The following is an 18,564-nucleotide window of genomic DNA, read 5'->3' as shown; positions in this document are numbered from 1 at the left end:
GGGGTGGGGAGGTCATCCGCCGGAACCTGGGCGGTGGGCAATAGCATCAGACCAGCGATGGCCAGGGCACTGAGGCCGCGGCGTGGGGGTGAGCATGGGAACATCATGTCGACCTGATCGGGTTGGGCGCGGGTGAGCCCGCTTCTTCTCGATGAAACAGCGTATACAGTACCGGCATCAATAGCAGCGTGATCAGCGTGGAGCTGAACAGTCCACCGATGACCGCTCGAGCCATGGGTGCCTGGGTCTCGCCACCCTCACCGATGCCGATGGCCAGGGGGATCAGGGCCAGGATGGTGGTCAGGGAGGTCATCAGGATAGGCCGCAGGCGGCGACGGGCGGCCTCCCGCACGGCAGATCGAGGGATCATGCCCTCGCTGCGATGCAGGCGAGCACTCTGGTCCACCAGCAGGATGGCGTTGTTCACCGAGATGCCCGTCAACATGATGATGCCGATCAGCGACTGGGCGTTCAGGGTCGTGCCCGTGATCAGCAGCATGGCAACCACGCCGATCAGCGCCAGGGGAACCGAGAACATCACGATAAGCGGGTCGCGCAGGGATTCATACAGACTGGCCATGACCATGTACACCAGCGCCACGGCCATGAGTAGTGCCAGCCCCAGTTCCTTGAAGGCCCGCTGCTGTTCTTCCACGTCTCCGCCGAAGGTGATGTCCACATTGCGAGGCAGGGGCAGATTCTCCAGTTCGGTGCGCACATCGGCGACAATGGAACCCAGATCCCGGCCGGCAATGTTGGCGTTCACCGTGTTGACGCGTTGTTGTTCCTTGCGTTCGATCTGTAGTGGAGCAATCCCCGACTCCAGTTCCACCAAGTGGCGCAGGCTCACCGGGTCGCCGGTACGGCTGGGTACGGTGATGTTCAGCACTTCGTCGATGGACATCTGGTGCGCATCCTGCATTTGCACCCAGATACGGGTCTCCGTGCCTCGATCCCGGTATTGTCCAGCACTGCCGCCACTCAGGGCGGTCTCCAGGGTGCGGGCGACCTGGGAGACACTCACCCCCAGGTCAGCAGCGCGGGCGCGGTTGATGCGAACCAGTTGCTGCTCGCGGCCATCCTCGCGTGCCAGGCGCACATCCGTGATGCCCTCGATGCCTTCCAGACGGCGCTCCAGTTCATCCGCTACCTGGTCGATGGTCTCCAGTTCAAAACCTCTGACTTCCAGGCTCAGGATATCCTCGTCCCCACCCCGGCCCATGCCCCGCATCATCATGCCGCGGCTGGGGCGCACGCGGATGGTGGCGCCGGGGATGTCATCCAGGTGGCGGCGCAATTCCATGGCGATCTCGTCCGTGCTCCGGTTGCGTTCGGACTGGGACACCAGGGAGATGCGCAGGCTGGCCGTGGACGGCGAGGTGGAACGGAAGCTGGAACCGCCCACGCTGGTCACCAGATTGTTCACTTCGGGCACCTGTGCCACCAGGGTCTCCTCGATGCGGCGCACCACCTGATCCAGGATATCCAGGCGTGTGCCCGGCTCCATCTCGATGTTCACCCGCAACTCGCCCTCATCAGTGGCCGGCATGAATTCAGTACCCAGACGTGGCACCAGGGCCAGGGCCAGGATGAACAGGCCCATGGCCAGGATGATCACCGTCCAGCGATGACCCAGGGCCGCATCAAGCAGGCGCAGGTAGGTGCTTTCGATTCCCTGCACAATACTGCCGGCACCGCGACTGGCCCGCTGCGTGAGCCCATTGCCTGGGCGTTCGCTGACAGTGCCCTTGCGGCCCATGAGCATGGGCACCAGGGTGAGGGCAACCAGCAAAGAGCAGAACAGGGCAAAGGCCACCACATAAGCCAGCTGCTTGAACAGCACGCCGGCCATTTCCTGTGCGAAGAACATGGGCAGGAAGATGGCCAGCGTCGTGAGGGTGCTGGCAGTGACGGCCGCGGCCACGTCCGAGGTGCCTTCAGTGGCTGCCGCGGCGGCCGGCAGCCCGTCCTCGGTGCGGCGTCGGGCAATGTTCTCAATCACCACAATGGCATTGTCCACCATCAGGCCCACCCCCAGGGCCAGTCCACCCAAGGTCATCAGGTTGAGCGTGAAGCCACCGAAGTGGATCAGGCCGAAGGTGGCAATCACCGAGACCGGGATGGCCGTGGCCGCCACCAGAGTGAAGCGCAAATGCCGCAGGAAGAACAGCAGCACCAGTACCGCCAGGCTGCCGCCGTAGAGGATGGAGCGACCCACGTTAGCGATGGAGCGCTCGATGAAGCGGGAGCTGTCGATGGCTGCGGCCACATGGATCTGTGGAAACTCACGATTGAGCCGGTCGATCTCATCCCGCACCACCTCGGCCACCTGAACCGAGTTGGCATCGGCCTGTTTCTGGATGGCCAGACGGACCCCCGGTACGTCGTTAATACGGATCAGGCGGGTGATGCGCTGGTGGGTATCTCGCACCTGGGCCACCTGGTGGAGGTAAATGGGGGCATCATCGCGGGTGGCCACCACGGTGCCCAGGATCTGATCCAGGTTCTCGAACTCCCCCGGTGTCTGCAGGCGCAGGTCCATGCGGCCCCGAACAATCTCCCCGGCAGGCACGGTGATGTTGGCATCGCGCAGGGCCTGGCGGATGTCCTCCAGACCCAGGCTCAGGGATTGCAGGCGATCCGGATCCACCTCCACGCGGATCTCGCGTTCCAGGCCGCCCCAGACATCCACGGCCGCGACGCCGGGCACGCGCTCCAGCCGGGGGCGGATGCGATCATCGATGAGCTGGCGCAGCTCGATGGGATCCAGTTCGGCTGCCACACCGATGAGCATGATGGGCACATCCGAGCTGTCGAAGCGCCGTACACGGGGCCGGTCAGCATCTTCCGGCAGGCTGTTGACGATGCGGTCCAGGCGGTCGCGCACCTCGTTGGTGGCCTCATCCAGATTGGTGCCCCAGCCGAAGGCAATGCGCACCGTGCTGGAGCCCTCGGATGAGGTGGAGGTCACCTCCTCCACGCCGGGCACGGCCGAAACGGCCTCTTCCACGGGGCGGGTGATGAGCTGCTCCATCTCCTCGGGACCGGCGTTGTTATAGCTGGTCATCACCGAAATGGTGGGGAAGGTGATGTCCGGCAGGAGATCGATGGGCAGGCGGAACAGGGACATCAGGCCCAGCGTGACGACAATGGCCGTCACCATGGAGGTGAAGATGGGTCGGGGGACGGTGAAACGGGCGGGATTCATCGGCGGGCACCTGCGTCCCGCACTTGTTCATCGTCGGCGATTCGCAGTGGAACCCCGTCGCTGAGCAGATGCTGGCCCAGGGTGACCACCCGGCCATCGATCTCGGGCTGCAGGATTTCCACCTGGCCATCGTCCTCGATGCCCGGGGTCACGGCCACGAATCGTGCGATGGGACCGTTGTCCCCTTCTTCCACCCGAAAGACACCCGACTGGCCATCGCGCTCGAGAATCGCATCAAAGGGCACCACCGTGGCAGCCTCAACGGAGCGGGTGCTGACACGGGCCTCCACGAACATACCCGGACGCAGACGCTGGTCAGGATTGGGTACCTGAATCTCCACGCGGGCCTGACGGGAGGCCTCGCGAAATTCCGGGGCCACGCGGATCACGCGTCCCTCAAACTGCTCACCCGGATGCGCCACGGTGCTCAGATGGGCCTGTTGACCGGGTTCCAGATGGGCGTAATCCCGCTCGGTGACGAATACCCGGGCACGCAGGGGTTGAAGATTCACCAGGGCCAGGATGGGGGTGTTGGCCTGCAGGATGCTGCCTTGATCCACCATGCGATCGGCCACCAGCCACTGGCCCTCACCAGGGTCCAGTTCGGCCTGGATGCGCGTGTAGTCCAGGCGTATCTGCGCGTTACGCAGGGCCGCCTGGCGCTGGGCGATCTGGGAGCGTGCCAGGGTGACGCCCGCCTGGCGAGCCTCCACATCGGTTTCCGCCGACTCCAGTTCGGACTGGGAGGCCACGCGTTGCGCGCGCAACTCGCGGGTCCTGTCCAGGGCCCGCCGGGCGGAGGTGAGTGCCGCTTGAGCCTCGAGGAGGCTGGCGTTGGAAACCGCGAGTTCGGCCCGCGCCTGTTCCACTTCCTGCTGGAACGCATCATCGTCCAGTTCGGCCAGCAATTGACCCTGGGCCACCTGATCCCCGATGTCCACGTGCAGATGGTCCAGGCGCCCCGCCACGCGGGTGGCGATCTCCACACGGTGGGCTGCCACCAGGGAGCCCGTGAAGACCGAGCGATCGGTGAGATCCGCCTGGGAAACCCTCTCCACGGTCACTGCCACGGCCCCCTGACCGTTCCCGGGGCCCGGGCCGGTGATGGAATCGGACCCGGTTCCCCACCAGACGAGCACCGCCAGAAGGATCAGTACCGGGGGGATCAGGATCGGGAGTCGTTTCATCGGGTCTTGTCCATGGCCGGGAGGGCAGTATCGTGTGGGCTTGAACGGTGGCTGATTCAGGCCAGGGCGATCACGCCGGTTGGCAGTGACAAAAAAGGCCTGGCATGGGATAAACGCGCGGCGCTGCCATCCGTTGACAGATCATCTACCGACAGGGTGCGGGCGGTGGTCCGCCCAGCGGATAGACACCAACGGACCGCACGGGTTTCACGCACGGGCCAGGTGGGCGGCGATCATGTGGCGCGGGCGCAGTATACTCAGTCCCACCCGAAAGACGCCATCCGGGACCGCACTCTGGGTGGCCGTCATCATAGTAGAATCCGCTTGTCACCCACTGTTCGTCCATCCGACGTGATCTCCGAGGATCCTCACGCCATCATGCCTACCCGTTCCACCGGTTTCCGGCTCGAGCGCCTACCTTATCCGGGGGATGGCGCCCGGCTGTTTCAGGTGCTGGCGCACCGGCCCTGGTCCGTGTTCCTGGACAGCGGTGGCACGATCGGTGGGCGCAGCCGCTTCGACATCCTGGCTGCCGATCCCTTCGTGACGGTGGTGACCCGGGGTGGGGTGACGCGAATCGGGGCACGCGATGGCCTATGGGAAAGCACTGCCGACCCGCTGCAACTGCTCGCGCGGCGCCTTGGGCCACGGTTGCCGCCGGTGGAGGGGTTGCCCTTTGCGGGGGGTGCCCTGGGGTATTTTGCCTACGACCTGGCGCGTCGATTTGAGCGTCTGCCATCGATAGCCCACGACGGTGAGAACCTGCCGGAGATGGCCGTGGGTCTTCATGACTGGGCGGTGGTCGTGGATCATCAGGAACAACTCGCCTGGCTGGTCGGGCGTGGCCTGGATCCCCACACAGCCCGGATCTGGCCGGACCTTCTGCGCATGTTGTCAAAGGCGGGCCGGGGGCGGGTACGATCGGGTTTCCGTTTGAGTGACGGTATACAGTCCAATATGTCCCGGGAGGATTATCAGGCGCGCTTCGCCCGGGTGCAGCACTTCATTCGTGAGGGGGACTGCTACCAGGTGAATCTGGCGCAACGCTTCAGTGCCTCGGCTCAGGGGAATGCCTGGGGCAGTTACCAGCGCCTGAGGCATATCAGCCCGGCACCCTTTGGGGCCTTTCTCAAGTTGCCCGAAGCCAACATCCTGAGCAACTCACCGGAGCGTTTTCTGGAGGTGCGGGCCGGTCAGGTGAGCACCCGGCCCATCAAGGGAACCCGGCCCCGGGGTACCACCCGCTCCGCCGATCAGGTGCAGCGGGAACAGTTGGCCGCAAGCCCCAAGGACCGGGCCGAAAACGTGATGATCGTGGACCTGTTGCGCAATGATCTGGGCAAGGCCTGCACCACTGGCAGCGTGAAGGTGCCGGAGCTGTTCAGCGTGGAGAGCTATGCCACCGTGCATCATCTGGTGAGCGCAGTCAGTGGGCAGTTGGCGGCGGGACGGGATGCATTGGATCTGCTGCGAGGGTGTTTTCCCGGTGGCTCCATCACCGGGGCCCCCAAGCTTCGGGCCATGGAGATCATCGAGACGCTGGAGCCGCATCGGCGCGGGGTGTACTGCGGAGCCATCGGCTATGTGGGCTTCGAGGGTGACATGGACACCAGCATCGCCATCCGCACTCTGGTGAACAGCCATGGGCAGGTGCGCTTCTGGGCGGGCGGCGGCATCACCTCGGGCTCCCAAGGTGAGGATGAGTACCAGGAGACCCTGCACAAGGCCAGTGCCATGATGAGTCTGCTGCGCCGTCGCACGGGGGAATGACAGAAGAGTGCTCAAGGAATGCCCTCTGGCGGCCGATAACCTGGATAATTGCTGTTCGCCGTTTCCGGGTGGCCCAGCGCTTCAACAAGAGAATTCAAAATGCTGAATAATATTACAATCCAGGCAAGGCTCATCCTGTTCGCGGTGGTGGGTCTGACAGGGGTGGGGCTGATTTTCCTGCTGGTCTCCTATCAAAGCATGTCCAACACCTCTCGTCAGTTGGTGGATCATAGCCTGCTGGTGAAAACAGAAGGGGATCTGCGCGCCGCCCGGGTGTACCTTGCCCAGTATTACGGTAGCGTCGCGGTTTCCGATGGGCGCCTGGTGGACGCGGACGGCGAGCCGCTGGAAGGACGCCACGAGATGGCGGATGCCATCGGTCGGGATCTCGGTATTGCCTTCACCATTTTTGGTCGCGACGGCAACCAGTTCCCCCGGGTGATCACCAGTGTGACGCGTTCGGACGGACGGCGTGCGGTGGGCACGCCCCTGGGGCGGGATACGCCCGCCTATGCGGCGGCAATTCAGGGTGAACGCTACACCGGGGTTTCCGAGGTGGTGGGGGTGCCACATCTCACCTCGTATGAACCCCTGTTCAACGAACGCAACCAGGTGATCGGCATCATGGGCCTTGGCATCCCCAAGGAACAGGCCGATGCCATTGTGGCTCGCGGCGTCACTGAACTGGTTGGCGGCATGCTGGTTGCCCTGGTGGTGATCGTTGTGGTGGGTATTGTGGGTGCAGTGTTCTTCGCCCGCATGATCGTCGGACCCATCCGTGAAGCAGCCCATACCCTGCGCGACATCGCCGATGGTGGTGGGGATCTAACGCAGCGACTCATAGTGAAGGGCCGAAACGAGGTGGGGGATCTGGCGACGGGTTTCAATCGCTTTGCTGACCGGGTGCACGAACTGGTGCGCCAGGTGGGCTCGGCCACCGCGCAGCTCTCCTCGGCAGCGGAACAACTGTCCACCACCTCGGAAGAAACCCGTGAGCAGGTGAAGCGGCAGCACTCGGAGACCGATCAGGTGGCCACGGCCATGAACGAGATGACGGCCACGGTGCAGGAAGTGGCTCGCAATGCCTCCCATGCAGCCCAGTCGGCTCAGGATACCCAGCATGAGACCTCCACGGGGAGTCAGGTGGTGAAGGAGACCATCAGCTCCATCGAGGAACTGGCCCAGGAGGTGGAGAACGCTTCTGAGGTGATTACGCGCCTGTCTGCCGACAGCGACGAGATTGGCAAGGTGCTGGATGTGATTCGCGGCATTGCCGAGCAGACGAATCTGCTGGCCCTGAATGCCGCCATTGAGGCAGCCCGTGCGGGCGAGCAGGGCCGTGGCTTTGCCGTGGTGGCCGACGAAGTGCGCACGCTTGCCAGCCGCACTCAAAGTTCCACCACCGAGATCCAGGAGATGATCGAGCGGTTGCAAAGCGGTGCCAGCGGCGCCGTGCGCGTGATGGAGCAGGGGCGCACCAAGGCCAAGGACAGCGTGTCCAAGGCCGCCAAGGCCGGTGAGTCACTGGACTCCATCAACAACTCCATTGTCAGCATCAATGACATGAATGCCCAGATCGCCAGCGCGGCGGAGGAACAGTCCGCTGTGGCCGAGGAGATCAACCGCAACATCAGCACCATCAGTCACTCGGTGGACCAGACCTCCAACGGCGCCCAGGAAATTGCCGCCGCCAGCGAACAACTGGCTCGGCTGGCCGCCGATCTGCAGAATCGGGTATCGGGTTATCAGGTTTGAATGGAGCGCCCCTCTCCCCTCAGGGGAGAGGGGTTGGGGGGAGGGGAGGGGCATCATCCAGCAACTGCTCCGTCAACGCCGCCAATGCCTGACCGCGTGACTTGGACTCGACATCATCAGCCTGCTCATTCAGTCGCGACCAACCGGGATGGATCCGCGCCTTGCGCACGGGGGGTGGCAGCTTGCCCCGGCGCCAGGCGTTGTCGGTGGGGGTGTTGAGCTCCAGGGCCTTTTCGGCGCCATGACCACGGCGCGACAGGGCCCGGGCAAGCTGCCGCTGACGCAGGGCCAGCAGACGCAGGGTGGCATGATTGACTCTGAGTTCCCGTTGCCCACGCATGCGCTGGCTCAGGCGCCGTCCCAGACCGATGCCATTGCCCATGAGCGCACCGGCTGTGGCACCCGCCGCCGTGCCGGCACCCAGGGTTGTGCCCAGAGCCATCACGTCGACAGCCAATCCGATGGCCCCGCCGACTGCCGCGCCCTCGCTGGTGCGCAGACCGTAATGACGCATGGCCTCCGTATTGAACAGATCCAGGCCCCATTGACCATCCTCCAGCGGCAACTGGGTGGCCACATAGTCGCTGGAGCGAAAGCGGTACAGGCTGAGCAGGGCATCCACGCAATCCTGCTCCCGTTGGCGGACAATGCGTTGTAATTCTTCCATGCCGGCCTCCATGGCCTTGGGGTCGAGGGGGACCAGCAGGGTGCAGCTGGCGATATCCAGCAGCATGTCGGCGACGATCTCCGCCGCGGCGCGCTCCAACCACTGGGCCTCTCGAGCCCGGGCCTCCATGAGACGGCTCAAGGGTTCCCGGTACGGGTCCAGCAGGCTGCGAAGCTTTTCGTGCAGGCGCAACTCGCCCTGCAGGTCATAGACCACCGAGTCAAAGGTGATCACGGCATGCAGGCCCAGTTTTGCCAGGGTATCCCGCCAGTCGGGCTCGCGGTTGTCCTGGGAGGCCACGAAGTTCAGTACGGGGATCAGCGGCCTCGCGCACAGGCCCAGAACGGTCAGTTCATCCCGATATTTGCCCAGCACGGGTTCGCGGGCGTCGATCACGTAAAGACCCACATCGCTGCTGCGCAGCTGCCGCAGGACCTTGGCCTCCTGCTCAAATCGCCCATTGGCTTCGGGGGACTGCAGAAACCGCTCCAGCGCCTCAGCGCCGGCGTGACGGTCCTGTTGACCAGCCTCCAGCCAATCGAGGATGCCGGAAGCATCTTCAAGGCCCGGGGTATCGTACAGGGCCATGATGGGTTCGCCGTCCACCAGCAGTTCGGTGCCTTCCACATGTCGGGTGGTGGCCGGCGCGTCGCATACCTCGCCAAAATCCGTGTCGCGGGACAAGGTGCGCAGCAGGGAGGTCTTGCCGGTGTTGGTGTGGCCGACCACGGCCACCTGCAAAAGCGAGCTCATGATGCGTGATCCTCGGGATGGTCGAAGGCATCGAGCAGGACTTGGGCATCCTGGTGATCGGCCCGAGCCGGGTCATCGGGCAACAGACGGTCCAAGCAGGCCCGTTCCGACAGATCCTGCCAGGCGCGATAACGGGCATCCAGATCGATCTCTCGCCCTCGGGCGACACTGGCCTCATCCAGCAACAGCCACACCGGGGCCGTGGTACGGGAACGCAGGTCCGCCAAGAAGCCCTCGGCACTGCGATCGGGGGTGCGAGCCAGGGAGCAGACCACCACGACCACGGAGGGGGCGGGGTTCTGCGCGGCAAGTGCTGCCAGGATATCGCGCCGGGTCTGGCGGTCGTCCACCTGACCCAGAGGGGTGCAGCGGGCGTGATGGGTTTTCTGGATCCAATGGTTCCGGGCGTGCTCCAGCTCAAAGCCGATCAGGGCCATGGGGACGGTGGCATCCGGGGTATTGCGACGTGCCTGGCTGGCGGGTTGCGGGGCGAGTGAGGCCGGGGGGGGATCGATCACGCCGAGGCGATGGTGATCGGGCTGCAAGCGCGGGGCCAGGCGCGCGTACCCTGGAGCCGTGAGATCCGCACGGGAACGAGCCGCTGAACGGCGCGCCAGACCCAGACACAACAGACCCAGCAACAAACGGGGTAACAGGCCGTAGAACAGCAGGCTGCCCAGCAGAAAGCCGGACCAGGCGATGCGACCGTCGGCCCCCTCGCTCACACCGAGACGGCTGGCGTGGATCAGTGCCTCGTCGGGTACCGGGATACCCAGCCAGGAGGGCAGGGCGCCCAGGGTATGGATCAGGGTGATGAAATGGGTCTCGCTGAGCAGGGTGGTTCCCCAGGCAAAATCATATTGGCGCACGCTCAGACTCCAGATGCACATGAGCAGCGCCCCGGCCCCGAAAGCGGCCCAGAGCAGGTGAGTGACGGAGCCTGCGGACCACCGGGCCAGCCCACCCCGACCGAGCAGGTTGATCAGCGCGCGCACGGCCAGTTCGTGTGCCTGGGCACGGGACAGCCAGCGAGCCAGGCCGCCACCCACCCCCAGCACCCCGTGCCCCAGCAGGCCGCCGCCAGCCCGGGGCAGCAACAGCATGATCAGCAGCCACAGCAGCAGCATCAGTGTTTGTACGCCCAGCAGGCTGCCCAGGGTCCAGAAGATGTTGACCCGGGAGCCATCGTCCATCAGCGGTGCGCCCAGGGAGGCGCTGGCGGCGCCCATGCCCACCAGGCCCGCCAGCAGCAGCGCGAGTATCCCCATCCAGGTGCCCAGGCGACGCACCCCCTGCAGGGCATCCTTCACCTGCCCCCCCAGGCGGGTGGCGGCAGCTCGGGCCAGCACCCGCGCCTCCAGGTCACCGGCGGTCTCGCGACCCGCCTTCCAGGCCGTGGAGTCCTCGATGACCCGGCCTTCACGATCCTCGTGAATGCGCACTGCCTCGGCAATGAGACGTTGCGTGAAAAGGGACTGGGGCGCCGCAACAGGTTGGGTCTGGGTTGGGTTTTTCATGGCTTGGTCACTATAAGGCGAGGCCCGGAATCCGCCAACCGGATCGGCCAACCGGGCGAGCCCAGTGGCATCCTGCCGGTTCGATCATCTCGCCCACTGGCCGGTGGCCGGGCCAGACGGTAAAGTAAATGGTGCCCGAGACTAAGAAGGCGTGTTTTCATGCCGATCAAGCGCGTGAAAAACGGGCGATTGTAAAACAAACCTTGTAAGGATTCTCATGCTTAGATGGCTCTTGATCATCCTTGGCAGCCTGTTGACGCTGGGGCTTCTGGCCCTGCTGCTGGGGCCCTTTCTGATCTCCAACCAGCCGCTGAAAGGATTGGAATCGGTGGAAGCGGTAGCCACCGAGGAGAGTCGGTTTGTCACCATCCCCTTTGCGGGGACAGATGGATTGACATTGCACTATCTGGAGTCCGACGGTGGTGGCGGGGTGGATGCGCCCACCTTTGTACTGCTCCACGGCTTCACCTTCAATGCCTATACCTGGAATGAACTCCTGCCGGGCCTGGCGGAACAGGGGCGGGTGGTGGCCCATGATCAGGTACCCTATGGGCTGAGTGCCAAGCCCACTCGCGAGGATTGGTCGGGGCCCAATCCCTTTACCAAGGAGGCGGCGCTGATGCATCTGCTGACCTTCCTGGATGCTCAGGGGATTGATCAGGCCATTCTGGTGGGCAATTCGTCCGGGGCCACCCTGGCCATGGAGGCTGCCTTGCAGGCCCCGGAGCGGGTCAAGGGCCTGGTATTGATCAATCCTTGGGTGTACGTGGATCGGCCCACCTTCCCGGAGACGGTGACCCAACTGCCCCAGATCCAGCGTCTGAACCTGTTGCTGGCGAGACAAATGGGTGCTCGGGGGGCACTGCTGGACCTGTCCTATCACGATCCGGAGCGCATCAGCGATGAGCGGCGCGCGCTGACCACGATTCACACCCGGGTGGAAAACTGGGATCTGGCCTGGGGTGAGTTGTTCGTGCGTGCCATGGCCAGCCCGGTGGATGTGAGCACCCATCTGGGGGATCTGACCCAACGCAGCCTGGTGATCATCAGCGAGGAAGATCGCGTGGTCTCTCCCGCGGATTCGCGGCGGGCCGCGGCGGGACTGCCCAATGCCACCGTGGCGACGATTCCCGAATGTGGCCACGTGCCCCAGGAGGAGTGTCCTGATGCGGTTCTGGATGCGCTCCTGGAGTGGTTGTAGGGCTGCGGGTCAGGCATCCCGGTTGCGGATGATGCCGACGCTGACGCCCTCGACGCACAGTTCCTCGTCACGCAAATCCACGACAATGGGTTCGAAATCCGGGTTTTCCGGCAACAGGCGGGCCGTATGCCCCTCCTGTTGGAAACGTTTCACGGTGACGTCGTTCTCCAGGCGAAAGACAGCGATCTGACCGTTGCGGACCTCGGGGGTGCGATGGACGGCCAGCAGGTCTCCGTCCATGATGCCGGCCCCGATCATGCTGAGCCCCTCGACTCTCAGCAGGTAATCCGGTCGCGGATTGAACAGGCGGGGATCCAGCCGGTAATGATCTTCGATGTGCGCCTCGGCCAGGATGGGCACCCCGGCGGCCACGCGACCCACCAGGGGCAAACCCAGGGGTTCGCGCAGACGAATCCCGCGGGAGGTGCCTGCCAGGATATCGATGGCCCCCTTGCGGGCCAGGGTGCGCAGATGACATTCCGCCGCGTTGGGGGACTTGAAACCAAAGGCACGCATGATCTCTTCCCGGGTGGGTGGCATGCCACTGGTCTGCATGTAATCACGGATGAATGCCAGGATTTCCGCCTGCCTGGGGGTGAGCTTTTCCATACTGATCCTCGCTTCTATATCTATAGACAGTATTTCAAGGCGGTGCATTTGGCAAGGGGCAACACCCGGCAAAAGGTCGGGTTGCTGGCGTCATCGGCCCGGCGCTTAGTAACATGGCCGGTCAACTCAAAGGACAGTGCATGGATACAGTCGCTCTAACCAACGATTTTACTGCCCAGGCTGCGGGCGAACCCCATATTGCCCGGGCCTGTGGTCTGCTCAAGCGCTACGATGGCGAGACGGTGGTGGATCACATTGATCTGGAGGTGCGTCCAGGGGAATGCTTCGGGTTGCTCGGGCCCAACGGGGCAGGCAAGACCACCACCCTGCGCATGATGCTGGGGTTGACGCCCCCTGATGGTGGCACTTTGCATGTGCTGGGCGAGCCGATCCCTGCAAGGGCCCGCGAAGCCCGGTTGCGCCTGGGCATCGTGCCCCAGTTCGACAATCTCGACCCGGATTTCACCGTGCGTGAGAATTTGACGACATACGCCGGTTATTTCGGCCTCAAGGGCGCCGCACGGCGCCAGCGCGTGGATGAACTCATGGCCTTTGCCAACCTGGGGCAACGGGAGAACCTGGGCATCGAGGCCCTCTCCGGCGGGATGAAACGGCGCCTCACCCTGGCCCGGGCACTGATCAATCATCCGGAGTTGGTGGTACTGGATGAACCCACCACGGGATTGGACCCCCAGGCCCGTCATCATATCTGGCAGTGCCTGCGGGGGTTGAAGCAGCAGGGCACGACGCTGATCCTCACCACCCATTACATGGAAGAGGCCGAACGTCTCTGTGACCGTCTGGCCATCATGGATCGGGGTCGGATCGTGGCCCAGGAGAGCCCCCAGGCCCTGATTGCACAGCACATCGACCCCCATGTGCTGGAGATCAATGGCAACGCTGCCATGCGTTGGCTGGATGGCCAGGCGGACGACCTGCCCGCTCGCGCCCATCGGGTGGGAGATATGGCGTTGCTGTACTGCCATGAGGCCGCCCCGGTGCTGGAACGCCTGGAGCGAGCCGGTCTGCGCTACCTGCATCGCCCCGCGAACCTGGAAGATGTCTTCATGAAACTCACTGGACACGAGTTGAGGGACTGAGCCATGACGACCTCCCTGATTCCGCAACTGAGCCTGCGGTTCATCCCCGTGTGGCGTCGCAATCTGCTGGTATGGCGAAAGATCATGGTGCCCTCCATTCTGGGCAACTTCGGCGAGCCGGTGCTGTACCTGCTGGCCTTTGGCTACGGATTCGGTCAACTGGTAGGGGACCTGGGCGACCTGCCCTACATGGTCTTCCTGGCCTCCGGCATCATCTGTTCCAGTGCCATGTATACGGCCAGTTTCGAGGGCATGTATTCTGCCTACACCCGCATGTCCGAGCAGAAGACCTGGGATGGCCTGCTGGGCGCGCCGCTTAACCTGGATGACATTGTGCTGGGCGAGATCATCTGGGCTGCCACCAAGGCCCTGATGAGTGCCGCGGCCATCCTGGTGGTGGCGACCCTGCTGGGTCTGGTCAGCGACCCCAGGGCACTGCTGGCCCTGCCCGTGATCCTGTTGGCCGGGTTTACCTTCGCGGCCTGCGCCATGATCGTCACTGCGTTATCGCGCAGTTATGATTTCTTTTTGTATTACTTCACCCTGGCGATCACGCCCATGCTGCTGCTTTCGGGGGTGTTTTTCCCGTTGGAGCAGTTGCCGGACATGATCGTGATCCTGGCTCATCTGCTGCCCCTGGTGCATGTGGTGGAGGTGGTTCGGCCGCTGATGATTGGTGAATGGCCGACGCATGTGTTGCTGCATCTGGGGGTGGTGGCGGCTTATGGAGGGGGGGCATTGAGCCTGTCCACCTGGCTGCTGCGGCGTCGCTTGATGTGCTGACAGTCGCATGGGTTGAAACCGACCGGGCTGAATCGGATCTCATTCAATGAATTGCTGGAGTCGATGATGACGTTGAAGGTGGGTTGTATCGGTTTGGGCATCATGGGCGGTCCCATGGCCATGAATCTGCTCAAGGCCGGCCATGAGGTTCACGTGTGGGCGCGACGCCTGGAGGCCACGGAGGTTTTCAAGGATGCAGGCGCCCATGTGGACACCAGTCCGGCCAAGCTGGCCCGCCAGGTGGACGTGGTGCTCACCAACGTCTCCGACACCCGGGACGTGGAGCAGGTGCTGGTGGGGAATAACGGTGTGATCGAAGGCGCTCAGCCGGGCCTGGTGGTGGTGGATCACAGTACCATCTCCCCCGCGGCGACCCGCAAGCTGGCCATGGCCCTGGCAGACCGGGACGTGGATATGCTGGATGCCCCGGTCTCCGGAGGGCAGCAGGGGGCGAGGGAGGGCAGCCTGACCATCATGGTGGGTGGCAAGGCCGAGGTGCTGGAACGCGTACGTCCGGTCCTCGAGGTGGTGAGCAGGTCCATCACGCATGTGGGTGACCACGGGGCCGGTCAGATCACCAAGGCCTGCAATCAATTGATTGTGGCCCAGACCATGAACGCGGTCTCCGAGGCCATCCGCCTGGCTGAAGCCGCCGGGGTGGATCCGGCAGCCATGCGCGAGGCAGTGCTGGGTGGCCTGGCTTATTCCCGGGTGCTGGAAGTGCATGGCCAGCGGATGATTGATCGGTCCTATCCGCCTGGTTTCAAGGCCCGCTTGCACGCCAAGGACATGGGTATTGTGCTGCAAACGGCGGCGGATCTGGGTTTGCCCCTGCCGGGTACCGCCCAGGCGGCCCAGTGGATCAATGCAGCCGTGGGGCAGGGGTACGGAGAAGAGGACTCCGCGGTGATTGCCGAGGTGCTGCGCCGCTTGACGCCGCCATCCAACGTGTCTGACAAAGAGGCCGGAGGCCGCTCATGACATCCCCGCTCCGAGAATCTTCCATCGACCCGGAAGAGGTGGCCCGCTATACCGCCTTGGCTGATCTCTGGTGGAATGACCGAGGGCCTTTCTGGGCCCTGCACACGCTGAACCGGGTGCGCACCGGGTATATCCTGGAGCGGCTTTGTCAGTATCTGGGACGTGACTGTCATGCTGAGCGCCCACTGGAGGGCCTCACCCTGCTGGACATCGGCTGTGGCGGGGGAATTCTCAGCGAGTCCATGGCGAAGCTGGGCGCGCAGGTTCATGGTGTGGATGTGACCGGACGCAATATCACTGTGGCACGGATGCATGCGGAGCATTCAGGGCTGCCGGTCACCTATGAAGAGGTTGCCGTGGAGACTCTGGCAAACCGCGATACCCACTATGATGTGGTGCTCAACATGGAGGTGGTCGAGCACGTGGCGGACCTGTCCGGCTTCATGCAAGCCTGTAATCGACTGCTGCGCCCGGGGGGGTATGGCTTCATTGCCACGATCAACCGTACGGCGGCCTCGTTTGTGGCGGCGATCATCGGCGCCGAGTACATCCTGCGCTGGCTGCCTCGAGGTACCCACCAGTGGAAGCGCTTCCCCAAGCCAGAGGAACTGGAGGCCCTGCTTACGCCCGATGGGCTGGAAGTGATCGAACGCACGGGGGTACGGGTCAACCCGTTCAACCGTCGCATGAGCCTGGCCGGATACATGGGTGTGAACTATATGCTCATGACGCATCAACCCGGCCCCCGACTGTCTTGAGGCCTGATTTCATGAATAGCGCTGACAATATCTCTGCCGCTTCCAGCCCCTCGCAAGGTGATGGATTCGATGGTAGGCCCATGGTTTTCTATGATGGGGGCTGTCCTTTGTGCCGCCGCGAGATCGGTCACTACCGACGGCTGGATAAGGCTGGAAAGGTCAACTGGCTTGATCTGCACAGCCATCCCGAGGCGTTGGAACGCCTGGGGGTTACCTGGGAGCAGGCCATGGAGCGGATGCACGCCTGCGACGCCGAGGGTCGGTTGACCACCGGGGCCTATGCCTTTGTGACTGTCTGGCGTGCCTTGCCGGGCTATCGCTGGTTGGCCAAGGTCGTATCGGCGATCCCCGGTGTGCTGCCGGTGATGGATTTTGGTTACGGTATCTGGGCCCGTTACCGCCGCCGCCAACCCGCCGCGTGTGAGTTGCCCAAGGACTCTTGAAAACCCAGGACTCCTGAAAACCCAAGGGGGCGGAGACGACGGCGTTCAGGTCGTTCCCCCGCCTTGACCTTCCCCATCGTCTTCTTCAGCGGCCGAAGCGCTCTGCTCCTCCGGCCCTCTGTGGAAGTCCCGCATGAAGATGCCCCAGAAGGCGGTGAAGAGCACCGCAATCAGCGGGCCGATCACAAAGCCATTCAGGCCGAAGGTGACGATGCCGCCCAGGGTGGAGAGTAGCACCACGTAGTCGGGCAGCTTGGTATCCCGACCCACCAGGATGGGGCGCAGGATGTTATCCACCAAACCGATGACCCCGGCGCCAAAGATTGTCAGGATCAGCCCTTGTACCCAGTCGCCGACGGCGAACAGATAAATGGCCACAGGGGCCCAGATGAGCCCTGCACCGACCACGGGAATCAAGGAGAGCAGGATCATCACCACGCCCCAGAGCAGGGCCCCGGGGATGCCAAGGATCCAGAAAATGAGCCCCCCCAGCGTCCCCTGGATAGTGGCCACCACCAGATTACCCTTGACCGTGGCGCGGGCTACCTCGGAAAAGCGCGCAAAAAGCAGTCGTTCCCGCTCATCACCGATGGGCAGGGCGCGCTCAATGAGTCGGAGCAACTTCTCACCGTCCCGCAGCAGGAAGAAGGTCAGGTAGAGCATCAGTCCCAGGCTGACGAAGAACTGCAGGGTGTTACGTCCCACCTGCAGCGTGTTCTGAGCGATGAATCCGCTGGTCGTGAGCGCCGTATCGGCCAGTCGCTCCTTGAGGCTGGCCACGTCCACCTGCAGGCGATCCAGCAGGTTCTGGATCACGGGGAAGGCCTCGCGGATGCGGTCCACGTAAGCCCCTGGGTCGACCTTGCCGGTCTCCAGCGCCTGGTACAGGCTGGCTCCTTCCCGCAGGAACGACCCCAGCACGAACAGTACCGGGATGATCACCATGATGACGCAGAGGGTGAGGGTGGTCAGGGCCGTGAGGTTGGGGCGCCTGCCCCAGTGGGACTCCAGGCGCATCTGCACCGGATGGAACAGCACCCCGATGATGCAGGCCCAGAGCACGGCGCCGAAGAAAGGCTTCATCAGGTAAAGGAAGAGGCCAGTCACCAGCAACAGCAGGATGATGAAGGCGCGTCGTTCCAGGGCTGCTTGCATCTGGGTGACTATCCATGAATAGTGTAAAGATTCCAGAATTATACGGAGCCTGCGGCGTCGCGCACAAGCAGAGCACCTTGCTTGCCTGGCCGGCTTCCAGGGCACTTGTCTGGGGGAGGTGCATCCCATATATTCAGTTTCATGAATAAGTTGCCGGAAACTGTTTTCAAGGCCCTGTCGGATTCCACACGCTTGCGGTGCCTCACGCTCCTCAGTCTGGAGGGGGAGTTGTGCGTCTGTGAGCTCACTCACGCCATTCAGATGCCCCAGCCCAAGGTGTCCCGTCACCTGGCACTGCTGCGCGAAAGTGGCATCGTGGCCGACCATCGTCGTGGCCAATGGATTTTCTATCGCATCAATCCCGGTCTCCCGTCCTGGGTACGCGACATCCTTGAGCGCACTGCCCGTGAGATTGCCCCCACCGAACCCTTTGTCCTCGACCGCGAGCGCCTGGCCAACATGGTCGGCAGGCCCGGCGCCACGTGTGTGGTATGAGCGCGCCGTCCAGCATGGTTTTCGATGGCGGGTGGCCGGGGACTCCCTTGAATATCTTGCGATAAATCAATTAACTAAGGCTATCTTGCTGGGTGGGAAAAGTCATTGGCCTAAGCATAAGCGTTTCCTTATTATGGGTCGCGAAGGTCACGATCAATCCATAACCCTTCCAAGGAGATCCC

The 18,564-nt window shown here is 63.5% G+C and carries 15 protein-coding genes; 9 read left to right on the top strand and 6 right to left on the bottom strand.

All coding sequences use genetic code 11. The annotated features are described in order from the left end of the window. Window positions 1–103 precede the first annotated feature (103 nt). Both BMY52_RS08480 and BMY52_RS08475 read right to left on the bottom strand, forming a co-directional pair. Window positions 104–3,208, bottom strand: a complete 3,105-nt coding sequence (locus BMY52_RS08480) for an efflux RND transporter permease subunit (protein WP_090253374.1) — start codon at window positions 3,206–3,208, stop codon at window positions 104–106. Beyond that, the gene (locus tag BMY52_RS08475; RefSeq protein WP_090253372.1) at window positions 3,205–4,395 is read right to left on the bottom strand and encodes an efflux RND transporter periplasmic adaptor subunit; all 1,191 of its coding nucleotides are present in this window, start codon (window positions 4,393–4,395) and stop codon (window positions 3,205–3,207) included. Before BMY52_RS08475 ends, BMY52_RS08480 begins: the two co-directional genes overlap by 4 nt. Window positions 4,396–4,773: 378 nt before the next feature. Here BMY52_RS08475 and pabB point away from each other — a divergent pair, with 378 nt between their 5' ends. Together pabB and BMY52_RS08465 are read left to right on the top strand one after the other, a co-directional pair. Then, a complete protein-coding gene (gene pabB, locus BMY52_RS08470) occupies window positions 4,774–6,165 on the top strand; it encodes an aminodeoxychorismate synthase component I (RefSeq protein WP_090253369.1) in 1,392 nt (463 codons plus the stop codon). A gap of 99 nt (window positions 6,166–6,264) precedes the next feature. Beyond that, a complete protein-coding gene (locus tag BMY52_RS08465; RefSeq protein WP_090253368.1) occupies window positions 6,265–7,920 on the top strand; it encodes a methyl-accepting chemotaxis protein in 1,656 nt (551 codons plus the stop codon). Between the two features lie 19 nt (window positions 7,921–7,939). Here the strand turns inward: BMY52_RS08465 and BMY52_RS08460 are convergent, their stop codons facing one another. Both BMY52_RS08460 and BMY52_RS08455 read right to left on the bottom strand, forming a co-directional pair. After that, complete coding sequence (locus tag BMY52_RS08460) at window positions 7,940–9,340, bottom strand: GTPase/DUF3482 domain-containing protein (protein ID WP_090253365.1); 1,401 nt, start codon at window positions 9,338–9,340, stop codon at window positions 7,940–7,942. After that, window positions 9,337–10,857: a DUF2868 domain-containing protein gene (locus BMY52_RS08455; protein ID WP_090253362.1), complete on the bottom strand. Its 1,521-nt coding sequence runs from the start codon at window positions 10,855–10,857 to the stop codon at window positions 9,337–9,339. The genes BMY52_RS08460 and BMY52_RS08455 overlap by 4 nt, the downstream gene beginning before the upstream one ends. 217 nt (window positions 10,858–11,074) lie before the next feature. Here BMY52_RS08455 and BMY52_RS08450 point away from each other — a divergent pair, with 217 nt between their 5' ends. Then, window positions 11,075–12,058, top strand: coding sequence for an alpha/beta fold hydrolase (locus BMY52_RS08450; protein WP_090253360.1), 984 nt, complete (start codon window positions 11,075–11,077; stop codon window positions 12,056–12,058). Between the two features lie 9 nt (window positions 12,059–12,067). Here BMY52_RS08450 and lexA read toward each other — a convergent pair whose 3' ends face one another. After that, the gene (gene lexA / locus BMY52_RS08445) at window positions 12,068–12,667 is read right to left on the bottom strand and encodes a transcriptional repressor LexA (protein WP_090253358.1); all 600 of its coding nucleotides are present in this window, start codon (window positions 12,665–12,667) and stop codon (window positions 12,068–12,070) included. Window positions 12,668–12,807: 140 nt separating this feature from the next. On the opposite strand from lexA, the gene BMY52_RS08440 reads away from it, so the two are divergent. The 5 genes from BMY52_RS08440 (at window position 12,808) to BMY52_RS08420 (ending at window position 16,732) form a co-directional block, all read left to right on the top strand. Next, a complete protein-coding gene (locus BMY52_RS08440) occupies window positions 12,808–13,767 on the top strand; it encodes an ATP-binding cassette domain-containing protein (protein WP_090253355.1) in 960 nt (319 codons plus the stop codon). Between the two features lie 3 nt (window positions 13,768–13,770). Next, complete coding sequence (locus BMY52_RS08435; protein WP_090253353.1) at window positions 13,771–14,550, top strand: ABC transporter permease; 780 nt, start codon at window positions 13,771–13,773, stop codon at window positions 14,548–14,550. Between the two features lie 66 nt (window positions 14,551–14,616). Beyond that, a complete protein-coding gene (locus tag BMY52_RS08430) occupies window positions 14,617–15,531 on the top strand; it encodes an NAD(P)-dependent oxidoreductase (RefSeq protein ID WP_177169909.1) in 915 nt (304 codons plus the stop codon). Further along, window positions 15,528–16,289 (top strand): bifunctional 2-polyprenyl-6-hydroxyphenol methylase/3-demethylubiquinol 3-O-methyltransferase UbiG, encoded by a 762-nt coding sequence (gene ubiG / locus BMY52_RS08425; RefSeq protein ID WP_090253350.1) that lies wholly within the window; start codon window positions 15,528–15,530, stop codon window positions 16,287–16,289. Before BMY52_RS08430 ends, ubiG begins: the two co-directional genes overlap by 4 nt. An 80-nt stretch (window positions 16,290–16,369) precedes the next feature. Next, window positions 16,370–16,732 (top strand): thiol-disulfide oxidoreductase DCC family protein, encoded by a 363-nt coding sequence (locus tag BMY52_RS08420; RefSeq protein WP_245740728.1) that lies wholly within the window; start codon window positions 16,370–16,372, stop codon window positions 16,730–16,732. Between the two features lie 45 nt (window positions 16,733–16,777). On the opposite strand, the gene BMY52_RS08415 is transcribed toward BMY52_RS08420, so the two are convergent. Beyond that, entirely contained in the window at window positions 16,778–17,887 is a 1,110-nt protein-coding gene (locus BMY52_RS08415; protein WP_090253345.1) for an AI-2E family transporter, read from the bottom strand. A 141-nt stretch (window positions 17,888–18,028) separates the two neighbouring features. On the opposite strand from BMY52_RS08415, the gene BMY52_RS08410 reads away from it, so the two are divergent. After that, a complete protein-coding gene (locus BMY52_RS08410) occupies window positions 18,029–18,382 on the top strand; it encodes a metalloregulator ArsR/SmtB family transcription factor (RefSeq protein WP_090253343.1) in 354 nt (117 codons plus the stop codon). Window positions 18,383–18,564 lie beyond the last annotated feature (182 nt).

Origin of the sequence: Ectothiorhodospira marina (assembly GCF_900109495.1) — a bacterium.
Taxonomy (GTDB): Bacteria; Pseudomonadota; Gammaproteobacteria; order Ectothiorhodospirales; family Ectothiorhodospiraceae; genus Ectothiorhodospira; species Ectothiorhodospira marina.
Note: the sequence above shows the minus strand (reverse complement) of the source record. Positions and strands in the feature narration are given on the sequence as shown.

What these genes read in the sequence shown, in the direction of transcription:
- BMY52_RS08480 (WP_090253374.1), bottom strand. Translation starts at nt 3,208, where the DNA reads ATGAATCCCGCCCGTTTCACCGTCCCCCGACCCATCTTCACCTCCATG.
- BMY52_RS08475 (WP_090253372.1), bottom strand. Translation starts at nt 4,395, where the DNA reads ATGAAACGACTCCCGATCCTGATCCCCCCGGTACTGATCCTTCTGGCG.
- pabB (WP_090253369.1), top strand. Translation starts at nt 4,774, where the DNA reads ATGCCTACCCGTTCCACCGGTTTCCGGCTCGAGCGCCTACCTTATCCG.
- BMY52_RS08465 (WP_090253368.1), top strand. Translation starts at nt 6,265, where the DNA reads ATGCTGAATAATATTACAATCCAGGCAAGGCTCATCCTGTTCGCGGTG.
- BMY52_RS08460 (WP_090253365.1), bottom strand. Translation starts at nt 9,340, where the DNA reads ATGAGCTCGCTTTTGCAGGTGGCCGTGGTCGGCCACACCAACACCGGC.
- BMY52_RS08455 (WP_090253362.1), bottom strand. Translation starts at nt 10,857, where the DNA reads ATGAAAAACCCAACCCAGACCCAACCTGTTGCGGCGCCCCAGTCCCTT.
- BMY52_RS08450 (WP_090253360.1), top strand. Translation starts at nt 11,075, where the DNA reads ATGCTTAGATGGCTCTTGATCATCCTTGGCAGCCTGTTGACGCTGGGG.
- lexA (WP_090253358.1), bottom strand. Translation starts at nt 12,667, where the DNA reads ATGGAAAAGCTCACCCCCAGGCAGGCGGAAATCCTGGCATTCATCCGT.
- BMY52_RS08440 (WP_090253355.1), top strand. Translation starts at nt 12,808, where the DNA reads ATGGATACAGTCGCTCTAACCAACGATTTTACTGCCCAGGCTGCGGGC.
- BMY52_RS08435 (WP_090253353.1), top strand. Translation starts at nt 13,771, where the DNA reads ATGACGACCTCCCTGATTCCGCAACTGAGCCTGCGGTTCATCCCCGTG.
- BMY52_RS08430 (WP_177169909.1), top strand. Translation starts at nt 14,617, where the DNA reads ATGACGTTGAAGGTGGGTTGTATCGGTTTGGGCATCATGGGCGGTCCC.
- ubiG (WP_090253350.1), top strand. Translation starts at nt 15,528, where the DNA reads ATGACATCCCCGCTCCGAGAATCTTCCATCGACCCGGAAGAGGTGGCC.
- BMY52_RS08420 (WP_245740728.1), top strand. Translation starts at nt 16,370, where the DNA reads ATGGTTTTCTATGATGGGGGCTGTCCTTTGTGCCGCCGCGAGATCGGT.
- BMY52_RS08415 (WP_090253345.1), bottom strand. Translation starts at nt 17,887, where the DNA reads ATGCAAGCAGCCCTGGAACGACGCGCCTTCATCATCCTGCTGTTGCTG.
- BMY52_RS08410 (WP_090253343.1), top strand. Translation starts at nt 18,029, where the DNA reads ATGAATAAGTTGCCGGAAACTGTTTTCAAGGCCCTGTCGGATTCCACA.